This window comes from Nostoc sp. NZL, assembly GCF_015714705.1.
Classification (GTDB): domain Bacteria; phylum Cyanobacteriota; class Cyanobacteriia; order Cyanobacteriales; family Nostocaceae; genus Nostoc; species Nostoc foliaceum_A.
In genome coordinates this window covers 22,406-36,849 of record NZ_WBKL01000201.1, presented here as the reverse complement: position 1 = coordinate 36,849, position 14,444 = coordinate 22,406, and the positions used below count along the sequence as shown (strand labels likewise).

Here is a 14,444-nt window from a genome sequence, read left to right as displayed (position 1 = left end):
TCAATAATATCAGTAGAGGGCTTTATTATATACATTCCACAATATTCAATTTGCTTAACGAATTAATAGCAATAGTAGCTTGTATTTTGCGATCGCTCGACTCAATAAAGACTTGATATTGTTGGGTTTTGTTGTGATGCTAGTTTTTCGAGACGCGATAAATCGCCGTCTCTACAAGTGTTTTGGTCTTATCTGAACTGTATTGGCTACAGTGTCGGTCTAATTGCTGTTTGAGATAAATTGCAGAAAACTGCACACTTTTGAAAACTTCAGTTTTTTCTGCTGATTTCTGGTAATTTAAACAATAAAAGCTAAATACCTATTTTTTCTATGTTTAGAAATATGAAAACCAAACATAAATATCTCAAAACGTTACTCTCTATGCGTTGCTGGATGCAAATCTTGCTTAAGGTCGGAAACCTCTGCAAGAGGCTAATTTATTTCTCTACTCAGCAACACCAAAAACCAAACCGACATCACAGATTTATTCAAGTATTATTTTTGGCAACATTACTAACATGTCTTTCGTTTGGACAAGTCGTATCTGCACAAACTCCAAATGTCACTGCACTAGTTGAGCAAGGTATTAAAGACTATAATGCTGGAAATTTATTTAATGCGATAAAAAATTGGCAAGAGGCATTAAATCAAGATAATAATAATCCGTCAGTTACGGCGGTTGTAAATGAAAATTTGGCGCGTGCCTATCAACAAGTAGGAGAAAATAAAGCAGCAATTATATCCCTATCAGCAGCAATTCGTGACTATGGAGCCATAGCAAATATCCAGCAAGTAGGACGAATGCAATCAGAACTAGCCCAAGTTTACAGCAATTTGGGACAACCCCGCAAAGCGATCGCACTTTTGTGTGGTCAACTAGTAGATAAGCCGAAAAGTTACGAAAATCAACCAAGTCAGCAAATAAAATGCACTCCAGAAAGTGCTGCACAAATCGCCACCAAATATAACGATAAACGCGGTCAAGTTGCGGCTTTGGGTATTCTCGGTGAAGCATATCGCTTAATCGGAAGTTACGACCAAGCAATTCAATATTTAGATGCAGCACAAGAAGTTGCACCAGAATATAAATTTTTGGTTTTTAATAGTTTGGGCAATGCTTACAAAAGTCGCGGTCAATTGCGAGAGTTACAAGCTGATTCTGCCAATAAGACTGGTATTTTTAGTAAAGAACAAAAATTTAGTAAACAATCTGTAGAAGACTACGACAGAGCTTATCAATATTTTCAGGATAGTATAAAGTTCGCCCGCAATGAAAAACAACCTTTAGCAGAGATGCGGGGATTATTAAATTTAATTCAGTTGGATTCCCAGACAAATAAGAGCAAATTGATTAATGATGAGGAGTTTAACACAACCGTTAAAAATGCTTTAAAAGTTCTCGAAGTTTTGCCCGATTCAGCAACAAAAGTCTATGGGGCAATTGATTTAGCATACTTGCAGCCCGATGCTAAACGAACTTCACCCTTTACCGACTGTGCAAATCAGCCAGTTTTATCTAACAACGAAGCATTAAAGTTGCTCGAAAACTCAGTATTAACAAGTAAAAAATTACAAGATAATCGCCTAATTTCTTATTCTAATGGTGCTTTGGGCCATTTCTGGGAATGTAGCCCAGATAATGAAAAAGCATTAAAGAATGAAAAAGCATTAAAATATACCCAAGCTGCGATCGTTGCAGCAGACAACAAGTTGAGTGCAAAAGATAGCTTGTATTTGTGGGAGTGGCAAGCCGGACGCATTTTAGATAAAGAGAAGCGAAAAGAAGAAGCGATCGCATCTTATCAACGAGCATTTGATACCCTGGAAGATATCCGCAGCGATATTTTGACCGCCGAACGGGATGTACAGTTTGATTTCCGCGATGTTGTGCGACCATTGTACCGGACATTGGCACAGTCGCGGCTTGATTTGCTAGGAGTTGGGGCAATTGCCGATGAACGACGCGCCAATGAATTATCGGCAGTAGTTAAAACCATCGATGCTTTGAAATTAGCAGAATTACAGAATTATTTTGGTAATGATTGCATTTTAAGTGCCTTGAATCCCAAACAGGTGGGCGAACTCCTCAAGGATAATAGTGTAGCGTTTCAGAATACTGGGTTTTTGAGTTCCATAATTTTAAAGGACAAAACCGGGATATTATTGCAGTTACCCAATCAGGCAACTAAATTTAAGTGGATTGAAGACCCCAATCAAGAAGGTACAAACAAAATAGTTAGCAGCGACGCGCTACAGAAAAAAATTGCCGAGTTTCGCACAGGATTAATTAAAGGCAAAGAAGAATTTAGCTACGATACAACAACTGCGGCACAGCTTTATGATTGGATAATTCGCCCCTTTGCTGAGGATATCAAACCGGAGAAAGTCAAAACCCTGGTATTTATTCAGGATGGGTTTTTGCGTAGCGTCCCAATGGCAGCACTTTATGACAGTCAACAACAGAAATATTTAGTCGAAACCTACGCAGTTGCTACAACCCCCAGTTTACGACTTACCACACCCAAAGCACGCGATGGCAGTACACAAAAAGCGTTAATTTTGGGTTTAACGGAAAAAGCCACAATCGACGGGAAGGATTTTGACCAACTTTTTGCTGTTCCCGATGAAGTTAGTGCAGTTAAAGGTATATTTCCTAATCATACCGACCTCATTGATAAAGACTTTTTCCCCGAAAGTTTTCAGAAAACACTTGACAAAAGCACATATCCCATTGTTCACATAGCTAGCCACGCTCAATTTGGCATCATTCCTGAAGACACCTTTATTGTTACAGGTAAAAACCAAAAACTTACCATCAGCCAATTAGAAAACTCACTGCGAAACCTCAACAGTAAATCAGATAGCGTCGAACTACTCACCTTGACTGCATGTGAAACCGCAGTTGGCGACGACCGTGCCACACTAGGATTAGCTGGAGTTGCATTGCAAGTTGGGGTTAAAAGTGCGATCGCATCTTTGTGGAGTGTCAGCGATCAATCAACATCCGAACTAGTCGAAACATTTTACACCAACTACCGCAACGCAGGCATGAGTATTGCAGAAGCATTGCAAAAAGCCCAAATTAGAATGATTCATGCTAAAAAATTACCGCAATCCGAAAGTATAAATCCTAGCTATGACAATCCTGCGTATTGGGCACCAATGATTGCGATCGGTAATTGGCTGTGATGCTAATTCGTAATTAATAGGGCTACCCCTTTCAAGGCGGAGAAATTTGGAACAAAGATAAGTTATTTCAAACTTCAAAAAGCCCAAAATCCAGATGTAGAGACGCGATTTATCGCGTCTTGAAAGACCAATAATCTACACCAATAACCCTTATCCCAAGCGTATTGCTATATAAAATAAATCGGTTTGTGTGTACACCCCAGCAAAAAATTACGAATTACGAATTACGTTAGCGCAGCGTTAGCGACGCAGGAGCGTCATTACGAATTATTCTGACATTCTCGACTGAGTACCAAGCGTCCATCAGCAAGTCGATAAAGCCCTTGTGGTTCAACTATTGCATCGCCTTTTTTCCAAGTCCACGATATTGGTTCAACATTACGCACCTCACCAGTCGAATAGATTGAAATTAATCCATTCCCCGGACTATTACGTAAAGCGCCAGAACCAGTAATAAAGAATGTACCCTCTTGCTTGGAACTGCGTAAAACGCAACTATTGGCGATGAGTGCATTAGTATCAATGACGTTTGGAAATGCTCCAGTGAAGCTGTTTTGAATGGAAGTGGTATCGGGTGCGTTAATATCGGTTATACCTGAAACGCCTAATTCGGAACTTGCAGTAATATCGCTTTTTTCGGTTGGCTGTGGACGCGACTCAATACCGAAGATACCTTGCGAATTTATTTGAACTCTTCCACCAGAACCAGTGTATGCGTTAGCCCTAATGTCGGAGTTTTCTTCAGGGATGGCAACGATAAATTTAGAGTTGATATTGATGTTACCGCCATCGCCACTAGCTTGGCTTCTACCTGCGGTGGTTGATATGAAAGCACCACCGCGCAAGAGTAATAAATCAGCGATATCGAGAGTGATGTCACCACCATTACCTGCGTTCGTTGAAGAAGCGATCGCACTGAGTTTACCAATAATTTTTAGAACATTAGCATTAATTTTAATATTTCCAGCGTCACCCGTACCGAGGCTGCCAGAGATAATCTGAGCATCATCACGTATATCAAGATTATTGGTAGTGATATCTATATCACCACCTTTACCATTAGCCCCTTCGTAAACTGATGATGTTATACCAGTGAACAACCCACCGTTTGAACCAATCAGGCTAATGTTATCAGCTTGTACAGTTAAATTACCCGCATTTCCATTTCCGAAAGTTGCTGATGATATCTGCGATTGTTCTTGTACATTTAATAGTTGAGTTTGGATGCTGATATTGCCCCCAGAACCAATTCCTCGCGTTTGCACCTCGGCAAATAAACCTGATGGTGCAAATGAACCATCTAGTCGTTCTGCACCAACCCCAGTAATATCAATAGAATCAGTGGCACGAACCACCAAATTACCCCCTTGTCCTCGTCCCCCTAATACTGAGGTTGATATGTTTCCACCATTACTCAACCGCAACCGTTCCGTGTCAATAGTTATTGTGCCGCCTCGGACATCGGCATTACTTTCAGTAACATCCGAGGATAAGTCACTCATATCAGAAATACCCCCGAACCGAGACAGAATTTCTTGTGTTAGAGGATCAGACAAAAATTCTTCCGCAGCACCTTGATTTAGTCCAGCCAAAAACTGTTCTTTAGGTACGAAAACAAACCCATCCAATTCTACATCTTTGGCGCGGATGGTAATATTCCCGGCATTACCACTGCTCCTAGTAGATGAGGTGTTTATATGTCCTCCTTGAGTTAGGGAGAGTTGAGGCGTTTCTATCGTTACATTGCCACTATTTCCTGAGCCAGTATAAGTATTGCTTGATACATAGCTTTTGCCGCTAATTCTTACATATTCACTTGCTTTAATCAAAATGTTAGCCGCATTTGCGCTGCTATCAGTATTCGTTCTGATATCACTCCCATCTTTGAGATTGAGTCGCTGGGTTTCAATGGTGATATCCCCTGCTGTTGCTTGAGTTGTACTTCCGAGTGGAAGAAAAATAAGTGTATATATATTACTTTGAGTCACCTCAACCGCATTTCGAGCCTGAATAGAAATAGAACCGACACTTCCACCACCAGATGCAAGTGCTGTCACTCCCCCCCCCAAGAAATTATTTTGAACTCGCAAAGTGCCTGTTTCAATTTGTATATTCCTTGTTGAACCAGAGCCACGGCCGAATAGCCCTAAAGAGCCGTTATCAGTGATATTGACTGCATCTGTAGTTCGCACAGTCAAGTTTCCTCCATTACCTGCACCGTCATTGTTAACGTGTATAAAGCCGCCATTGACGTTAAGCGACTCCGTAGCATTTAAGGTGAGATTCCCTCCATTGCCTTTATCATTGCTAGCTGTCAAGATACCACTGCTATTTTCTGTTCCATCTCCGGTAATTGTGATTTTTCCGGCATTGATGGTGACATCACCACCCGCACCCGTAGCATAGTTGTTGGAAGAAATAAAACTGCTGCTAGCGAGAGTTACTGCATCGCTGGCTTGAATTTGAATATCACCACCCTTCACTGCACCAAAAGTAGCGCTCACAATGCTAGAGTCATTGCCTAAACTCAATTGAGTCGCATCAACCACAATTGAGCCACCATTGTTACCGTAAATAAACACATCGTTTAACCCAATCTCCCCCCCAAATAGTTCAATTGCACTATTACCACTCGCAACGATGAAGCTACCATTCGTTAAGTTGATGGGTGCGCGTCCGACATTTTCTGGTAAATTAAAACCCAATGAGGAGCCATTGACATTCAACCCAACGGTTGTATCTCCACTGACTGCTGTCAATTTCACTTGTCCATTTTGAGTAAACAAAAAACTACCATCCAAGTTGATTTCACCGCCCATAAATGCTAGAGCGCTACCAGTACCAACACTTAACCTACGAACTGCTTGACTAGTAATACTTCCGGGTTGCGAACCAAACTGTAAGCCAACTGGTACATTGATAGCCAACAACGGCGGTGGTTGGAGATTTGTGGCGCTAAATTCTACTCCATTAGGAAAGACTAAACTATTTGCTGTCGTCCCCAGAAACGATCCCTGGATATCTAACTGGGCATTTTGACCAAACAAAATGCCATTAGGATTGAGCAAAGTCAAATTTGCATCACCTAATACCCCCAAATTCCCGAAAATATTCGATGAGTTACCACCAGTAACACGAGAAAATATATTTGTTATCCCTTCTGGATTGGCGAAATAAACGCCTCGGCCAACACCAACGCTAAAATCTTGAAAACTGTGGAATAGGTTAGTACCACGAGCCGCACCGCCATCGATAATGTCATTATTTTGATTAAAAGGAATGACTTGCGATCGCTCACTTCCCAGGCTGTTATCGGGAGTTAACTGAGCAAAAGCAGGATTAATAGAAACTGCAACTGCTCCCACGCATCCCAGCCATCCCGTGACAGCAAACCACCAAATTTTCACCATTTCTATTCTGCCTACTATTTCTATAGTGGTTCTTAGTTGTTTAATACAGACCTAACCTCCAGCCCCTTCCCTACCTCTCCCTAACCCTCTTCTACGAGGAGAGGGAAGCGGAAAACTTTTGTTGTTGGAAGGGGATTAAGATTCAAACCTCTCTCCTTTTAGGAAAGAGGTTTGGAGAGAGGTCAAAATGTGTTACATCGAAATGAAAACTGCTATATTCTTTCGCTGGCAATTTTCTGGAGGTATTCGATTCTTTGCTGAATATTTTTTTTATCTACGTTGTTACCCGTCAGCATTTCAAACTGTGCAAGTTCTTTAACTAAATTTGCCCCAGTTTGCCCAAGTTTACCATTATCGGTTGCTTTCAATGCTTCTTCGAGTGCTTCATACCACAAATCATTTTCAGCATAATAATTTACGCTTTCAGGAATGCTAGTAAATTGTTTTTTTACAAGTGATTGAGGAGGGATGACGGTAAATTCTGCACGTCTAACAATCGGGTCATTTCCGCAGTCAATTGCAATTTGCCATAAATATGTTTTACCCACTGTGAGTTCGGGGTAATCGAGGGGAAGTTCTAGCTTGTTAATCCCGACTGTTGTGGGTATTTCTTTAACTGTGCCAATTTGTTTAGGGGTGTTGGTTGAATCAAATTCAGCCAATCGGAATCGCACATTTTGGGAACTTGACATATACCAAGCTAACATTGGACGGGTGGAAGTGGTTTTACCAATAAATGTCTGAGGTGCAAGCTGTGTCACAGGGATACCGCCGTTAATTGGACATCCACGAGAACCACCCGCACGGGAATGTCCGCTAGCTGGTTTGCGATCGCGTGGTTTAAACTGGGCAAATGCTGGGACTGTAGTCATGAGAAAAACCGCGCCCATAACCAAACTTGTAAGTCTGCACTGATTTCGCCAAAATGCAAAATGTTGATGACTCATGGTGATGTTGTTGATTGTATGGTTATCTAAAACTTTTAAAGGTCTTACTTTTTGCACTTTTGCATGAAACGAATCATCAATCAAAATCTCAAAGCTGAAATTATTTCATGGGTTTCCAACTAAGTTCGCATATAGTCCCGCAAGGGGAAACTGATTCGCGGCGAAACTCTCCTCCTAATTGTTTGGCAAGGATTTTAAAATATTTTGTACCTTTGTTTTCTAGCTTTGATTTAATTCCTGAACCGTTATCTTTGACCCACAAGTTGTATTTACTTGCACTATAAACACCTGATGCTTGAATGCGCTTGACTCCTTGAGCATGTTTACCAACATTACATAGAGCTTCTTCCAAAAACAGACATATTCCGCGTTTATCTTCTATACTTAAGTATTTATCATCAATTGGGTCAAAATTGCGAATTTTTACTTTTAATGTTTTAAAATGTTCAAAATCTTTACGTTCTAACGTACTAGAATAAACTTCATATAATAAATCGTGAAGTGGTCGGTTCAATTCGAGTATTAATCCGCTACCTAAACGCAAACTCTCTTCTGTGGTTAATGCTTCAAGTTTGAGAAATTCACCAATTTCCCGAATTTCCCTATCCAGCTTTTCAAATTGCCCAACTAGTTGTTCATAAGGGATATCTTTAGCACGTAGATGCTTTAATCCATAGGCAAGAGTTTGCAAAGGGCCATTATGAATTACAGTAAAAGTGTGTTGAATCGTACTTTGACGTTCGTTAATTTGCGATCGCAAGAATTTATCATGCTGGTAAAATGCAAAAGCACTCAAACCTACCCCATTCAAGGCTAATATCAGAAAACTAGGTGCTACAGGAATCCATACACCCCACACCCACAGCATCATATACCCGCAGCTAAACAGACAAAATACTGCTACACTTACACTAAGTAAATTTCTCCACACAGATTGGGTCAGCCGTCCGATAATAATCGGCAAAAAACCCCAAAGAAATATCCATGTGTACTCTCCAAACTCTCCCCAACTGTGCAACATCGTGCGACTATCTATTACACTACTAAGAATTTGACTGATGACATGAGCGTGATAGTCAATGCCATAAATTTGACCGCTTAATTTTAAATTAGGCAAAGCAGAAGTATAAAAAATATCACCAGCACTCATGTTGCGGTTGCCAACTAAGACAATGCGATCGCGCAGCAATCTTGCATCAACTTTCTGACTGAGAATATCGCGCAGCGACACAACATTAAAAGGTCGCTCACTGTTGCGGAAGTTCATTAAAATTGATAATCCCCCATCATCAACTCTGACGTATCCACCAAAATTATGGGTAATTCGGGGTAATTCAATCTCACGGAATCTTATTGTATTCGGGTCATTTTTTCCCGTTTCCAACTCAATGCCTTTCGCCTTTAAATATTTAGTAATTAACCGCAATGCTAAAGAATATTTATCTTCATTGATATTCTTAGGATTCGGTGTATATAACAAATAGCGTCGATTTTTACTATCCTCATCATTAGGTAAATCGACAAATCCAACTCCTTCGGGTGGCAAGCTCTGGGGTGGCGAAGTTTCTGCGGGTGGTAAAATTTTTTCAATACCAATAATATTAGAATTTGCTCGTAATATCTGCGCTAGTTGTTCGCCACCAGGTTCTACAGGAGCATTTTTGAAGATATCCAGCCCAATAGCTAGCGGTTTATAAGTTTCCAGGTTGGTGAGTAACTCTGCAATCTTTTCATCTGGAATTGGATATTGCTTAACCCATTCAATATCCTTTTCGTCGATACCCACAATTACTACACGTTCATCAGGTTTTTCTACCGGACGCAGACGTAACATCGTATCGAGAAGCATCCATTCCCAAGATTGCATTCCTCCAGCTATTCGGATCAACATTACCAACAACAGCACCATGATCCCTGGACGTGCAGCCAGCGACCATAAACCGAATTCTTTCCAAATGCGATTCCAGATTCTCCTTTTCATCTAGCTTCCAGATTAATTTTTTGCGTATTAATCAATTAAGCCTTCTTCACGGGAACGAATTTCGGTGAGGATTCGCATATTCCTACCACTTTGCTTGCAGTCTTCAGGATACACCCCTAAAACATCCTGAATCTTCGTCCAGTAAGTGCGTACTGCACGTTCTGATTTATACATTCTTTCGGCGATCGCTCTATCTGTCAAACTCTCTTCAAAAGCTAACCGCAACACATCCAACCATTCGGGTTTGAGTTCGATTCCCGTTTTGATGTCTTTGGTGTGAGTTGCACCCTGAAGGGCCAAATTAACCCGCATCAGCATTTCATTTTCGGGTAATCCTTTATCTGCGATCGCAAACCCACCTTGATGATTATCAATCTCGTGTTTGATTCGGATCAAGGCCTTGACATAACTAGTTTGCACCATGAAATTCTGATGGGGATATTCTTTGAGCAAAGTTTGTAACAGCTTAATTCCGGTATCAATTTCTGCTGTCTCCCCTTGGCGATCGGGAATTGATAAATCCATCATAATCAGGTCAAACTGGTAACACTGAACGTGAGAAAGTGTATCTTTTCCCGTCTGAGCTTTAATGATAGAAGCTTTGGGATACTCACGATTTAAGACATCGAGGGTACCAGTCAAAATTAATTGATGGTCATCGACAACAAGAATACCCAGCTTTTTTTCCACTGGTAAATACCCATAAACTTGATGTTCTTTCAAACTTATCCTTACCATATTTTCACCTAAATTCATCTAAATTATAAGTTTGTTTAAGCTTTACTGAAAAATCCCTAACTCTACGGTGTTTGTTTTGAGGCTTATCAGTTGAAGTATCTGCCTATTTTAATTGGAGATGAATTTTAGACATATGCAGAAAAGTGCAAATCTAGTAGCTTGCTTCCGGTTCGCCATAGGGAAGGGTGCTGCGGGGCGTAGCCATCGTCAAAAAATAGTAGTTTCCCAAATAGATTCCGAGGCAATTCTGAATTTACGTTTGATTTTTACTTTGATTGATTGGATCTATGCGTTGTTCATTGTTTGACAATCGTTTCATCATTTGTATTAAAGCTAACTGCATTTCTGGTGTAAATTCCAAGGTGCCAGAACGCATATGTAAATCTAACTGAGCAAAAGGAATTTCAATTTGCCTTTGCTGTAATACTTCGTAAATCTTGTAGTATAAATCACTCTTGAGCAAGAATTGTTTATTAGGTTCCGCAGTCCATACTAATAACTCAAAATTTAAGGTGTTGTTACCAAACTCTTTAAAAAGCACTAAAGGAGAAGGAACCTGCAATACATTGGGATGCTTAGATGCTGCCTCTAAAAGAGCAGCTTGCACCGCGTTTGGATCTGAACTATAAGCAACGCCCACGGGGAGATGAAGGCGAGAAATCGGGTTGCGGTGGCTCCAGTTGATTACTTCTTTTTCCAAAAAACGAGAGTTGGGTACAATGATTGAAACGTGGTCAAGAGTACGAATCTCGGTACTTCTTGCGCCCATTCGCTCGACAATACCGGTATATTCGCCAACTTCCACAAAATCTCCAACCTGAATCGGGCGCTCAAATACTAATACTAAACCACTGCCAAAATTCTTAGCAATATCCTGTAAGCCAAAGCCAATTCCAACGCTTAAAGCACTTGCTAAAATTGTCAAAGAGCTAATGTCAAGCCCCCAGATTTGTAGCAGTACCAATGTGCCAATAAAAATTACACCATATTTGAAAAGTATTACAATCGCTTCTTGAGCGCCACGATTGATTCTAGTAAAATATAGAATGCGAGAACGTAAAAAATTGGTTAGAGTTCCAGCAAAGATAACTAAGCCGAACAACAAACCAATCAAAATTATTAATTCAGTAATAGAATAAGGATTTTTACCTAACGTCAGAAGAGGTGAGGTGAAACTAGTAATCAGAATATTTGAAATTTGGTAGCTCCATTGACGAGTGAAAGGAAAGAGATTAGTGATATAAAGAACAGCACTTACCCAAAGCCCGATACGTATACTTGCTAAGACTAATTTTAAAAATAATTCTAATACTTTAAGTGGTTCAGAATTAGGTATGGCGTTGGTAGTAGTTAAGCGTTGTGATGCTACTCGGAAAAAGTGATGCTTAATCCATCCCAATAGCCAACTAAATCCGGCAGTTATGAATAAAATTGCTACTGCGACAAAAGTTGTTTGTTGGAGATACGTTCTAGTTCGCTCTAAGTGGGCTTGCTGTAACTCTTCTTCAAGTTGCTGCGCCCACATCGTTGCCTGCTCATCAACTGTGCTACCTGGAACAGAATCTTGTTCTGTAACAGTTAACAGATAGCGGTCATTCAGCAAAATAGTAGGTAGCTGGTTGCGCTTTTCAATTTTAACTTGAATAGATTCAGAAGTTTGAATCACATTTTTTAGTTGTAAATTGATTAAATTTGCCCGATCTTGAGCGCTATACTGACCAGAATCGCTGATCTGAAAAAGCTTTTGCCCATCCAAAATAACCGGAGCTTTAGTTAATGTTTGAGCAAAGACAGGAGTTAACCAGAGAAGTAAAACAAAAGTTAGTACTGCAATGAGAATATAGAAATATTTTGATGGCAGTCGCAAACGGTGAGAATAAAGCATGAAGATTCTCATAAGATAATTTTACTCAAGCTAATTCAGAATCCAGACTACTAAATATAGCGGTTCTTGTTTGCATGAGATTTAAACTACTTAACTTTTCAGAGTATCTGGAAAACCTCTCTCAAAATCTCTCTCCTTTTCGGAGAGAGACTTTGAATTTTCCCCTTCCCTCTCCTTGTAGGAGAGGGTTAGGGAGAGGTCGGGAAGGGGGTTAGTTTTTCGTGGACTTTTCCACATGATGTGAAAATTCAGATCAAATACGGGGTGAGGTTCAGACTGGATTGCATGCACTGAAGTGAGAACGGCATTTAGTGTAGGTGCAAAACACCTTTTATTTATGCTCAATTCTGATTCCTGAATTCTTTCTTATAAAGTTAAAAAAGACAGGCTTGTTGCCTGTCTCTTAAGTAATGATTTAGCAGAGAATTTAGAAATTCATCTCAGCAGCTTGAACTTTTTCAACCTGCTTCTTCTTCAGCACCAGCATAACTTGAGCCAACATCACAAGAGCGATAAACGCAATCATCCATTTGACTCTTGAAGCGTCTTGCAGTACGATTTCTGCATCTGTTTGACCGAATCCACCGACATTCGGGTTGCTGGTTAAAGCATCACCAGTCTTAACTGCTTGCCCTTCGGAAACAAGCAATTCTGGCCCTAAAGGAATCGTATCAACGACAACATCACCAGATTCAGGTTGGATGTTGACTAGATATTTCACATTACCGTCACCATCTTCTTCTTTGGCAATCTTGGTAATTGTGCCAGTAGCGGAAGCATTGTAAACAGCGTTGTTGCTCTTTTCGCCAGTGGGATAAACTTGTCCGCGTCCCCGATTACCACCAACGTGAACTGAATATTTACCGAAGTGGATGTTTTTGTCGGTTGCGGGGTTAGGAGAAAGAACTGGGAAGACGATTTCCTGATACTGTTCACCTGGTAAGGGGCCGACGATGACGACGTTTTCTTTGTCTTCGCTGTAGGGTTGGAAGGGAGTGTCGCCAATTTCTTCTTTAAGTTCCTCAGAAATCCGGTCTTCAGGAGCAATCTTAAAGCCTTCAGGTAGCATCAGCACAGCGCCGACATTCAAGCCAACCTTAGAACCATCGGCACCAACTTGCTGGGCGCTGATATCGTAGGGGATTTTCACCACAGCTTTGAATACAGTGTCAGGTAGTACCGATTGGGGAACTTCCACTTCTGTAGGCTTGGCCGCTAAGTGACAGTTGGCACAAACAATCCGCCCGGTTGGTTCGCGGGGGGTTTCGGGATAGGTTTGCTGTGCCCAAAATGGATAGGCGGCAGCAGATTGGGGAAGGGCTAGATCGCTGGTAAAGTAAAATGTCACGGTAGCGATCGCTATGAGCAATGTTTTTACAATCGCTCTAGCACTGCGAGTTAACCTCGCTGTTATGAAAACATTTCTCATCTCTAATAAGGGCAACGATTGAATTAGTCATTAGTCATTGGTCATTGGTCATTAGTCATTAGTCATTAAGCCCTGAACAAAGGACGAATGACTAAAGACTAAGGACAAAATTATTAACTCCACCAAGGTGCATCACCGGTGCGGAAGTCGGTTTCAGTCCAAGGGGTCAAAACAATTTTGTCGTCGTTTACTTTGGTATGAGCCAAAGCCAAAGACAGAGGTGCTGGGCCCCGGACAACCTTACCAGTTTCGTCATACTGGGAACCATGACAAGGACATTTAAATTTGTTCTCAGCAACGTTCCAGGGGACGACACAACCTAAGTGGGTGCAGATGGCATTAATGCCATAATCTTTGATCGCTTCTTTGCTATCTACCACAATATACGTGGGATCTCCCTTTAGTCCTTGGACTAGGTTGCGATCGCCTGCATTCCGGTTTTCTAGAAATTTAGCGACGCTAACATCGTTACCTAGCTCGTCTTTTGCCGTTGTACCGCCACCAGCACCACCAGCTGCGGGTGGAATAAAGTACTTGACAACGGGATACAATGCACCCAGAGCCACTCCAGTGACAGTCCCAAAAGTGAGCAGATTCATGAACTGACGACGCCCCATATCGGGCACGTCTGCTGATTCAGAAAATTGAGCCATAATCTACGCGCTCTTTGTGTATTTTGTTAAGCATTTTGACAAAAGTACTTGTACTTGAGGAACTCTTGTCTAAGTCGAAATGCTAGCGCTCACAACGATGCCATACTTCTTTGTTTCAAGATATGTTTAGCATCTTTTCTGTTAGCATTACATTTCTTTATATCCTTATCATACTGGAGTCACGGAACTTAACATCATAACTAAATGTAAAA

The 14,444-nt window shown here is 40.9% G+C and carries 8 protein-coding genes; 1 reads left to right on the top strand and 7 read right to left on the bottom strand.

Annotated features, from left to right (window positions below; translation table 11 throughout):
• Nucleotides 1–501: 501 nt before the first annotated feature.
• On the top strand, nt 502–3,189 hold the full coding sequence (locus tag F8R90_RS29850) for a CHAT domain-containing protein (RefSeq protein WP_331000747.1): 2,688 nt from the start codon (nt 502–504) through the stop codon (nt 3,187–3,189).
• A 260-nt stretch (nt 3,190–3,449) separates the two neighbouring features.
• Here F8R90_RS29850 and F8R90_RS29845 read toward each other — a convergent pair whose 3' ends face one another.
• The 7 genes from F8R90_RS29845 to petC form a co-directional block, all read right to left on the bottom strand.
• The gene (locus tag F8R90_RS29845; RefSeq protein WP_230967101.1) at nt 3,450–6,599 is read right to left on the bottom strand and encodes a two-partner secretion domain-containing protein; all 3,150 of its coding nucleotides are present in this window, start codon (nt 6,597–6,599) and stop codon (nt 3,450–3,452) included.
• Between the two features lie 212 nt (nt 6,600–6,811).
• Nucleotides 6,812–7,471 carry a DUF928 domain-containing protein gene (locus tag F8R90_RS29840; RefSeq protein WP_230967099.1) on the bottom strand — a complete coding sequence of 220 codons (660 nt, stop codon included), beginning with the start codon at nt 7,469–7,471 and terminating at the stop codon, nt 6,812–6,814.
• 175 nt (nt 7,472–7,646) lie between these two features.
• The gene (locus F8R90_RS29835) at nt 7,647–9,527 is read right to left on the bottom strand and encodes a sensor histidine kinase (RefSeq protein ID WP_196513652.1); all 1,881 of its coding nucleotides are present in this window, start codon (nt 9,525–9,527) and stop codon (nt 7,647–7,649) included.
• A gap of 27 nt (nt 9,528–9,554) precedes the next feature.
• Nucleotides 9,555–10,283, bottom strand: a complete 729-nt coding sequence (locus tag F8R90_RS29830) for a response regulator (RefSeq protein WP_442946768.1) — start codon at nt 10,281–10,283, stop codon at nt 9,555–9,557.
• A 235-nt stretch (nt 10,284–10,518) separates the two neighbouring features.
• Nucleotides 10,519–12,150 (bottom strand): mechanosensitive ion channel family protein, encoded by a 1,632-nt coding sequence (locus F8R90_RS29825; protein WP_230967097.1) that lies wholly within the window; start codon nt 12,148–12,150, stop codon nt 10,519–10,521.
• Between the two features lie 427 nt (nt 12,151–12,577).
• Nucleotides 12,578–13,579, bottom strand: coding sequence for a cytochrome f (gene petA / locus F8R90_RS29820; RefSeq protein ID WP_196513650.1), 1,002 nt, complete (start codon nt 13,577–13,579; stop codon nt 12,578–12,580).
• 113 nt (nt 13,580–13,692) lie between these two features.
• Complete coding sequence (gene petC, locus F8R90_RS29815) at nt 13,693–14,232, bottom strand: cytochrome b6-f complex iron-sulfur subunit (RefSeq protein ID WP_190890793.1); 540 nt, start codon at nt 14,230–14,232, stop codon at nt 13,693–13,695.
• Nucleotides 14,233–14,444: the final 212 nt, after the last annotated feature.

Bases quoted from the DNA above. Each gene is read 5' to 3' on its own strand.
- F8R90_RS29835 (WP_196513652.1), bottom strand. From the start codon at position 9,527: ATGAAAAGGAGAATCTGGAATCGCATTTGGAAAGAATTCGGTTTATGG.
- petC (WP_190890793.1), bottom strand. From the start codon at position 14,232: ATGGCTCAATTTTCTGAATCAGCAGACGTGCCCGATATGGGGCGTCGT.
- petA (WP_196513650.1), bottom strand. From the start codon at position 13,579: ATGAGAAATGTTTTCATAACAGCGAGGTTAACTCGCAGTGCTAGAGCG.
- F8R90_RS29845 (WP_230967101.1), bottom strand. From the start codon at position 6,599: ATGGTGAAAATTTGGTGGTTTGCTGTCACGGGATGGCTGGGATGCGTG.
- F8R90_RS29840 (WP_230967099.1), bottom strand. From the start codon at position 7,471: ATGACTACAGTCCCAGCATTTGCCCAGTTTAAACCACGCGATCGCAAA.
- F8R90_RS29825 (WP_230967097.1), bottom strand. From the start codon at position 12,150: ATGCTTTATTCTCACCGTTTGCGACTGCCATCAAAATATTTCTATATT.
- F8R90_RS29830 (WP_442946768.1), bottom strand. From the start codon at position 10,283: ATGAATTTAGGTGAAAATATGGTAAGGATAAGTTTGAAAGAACATCAA.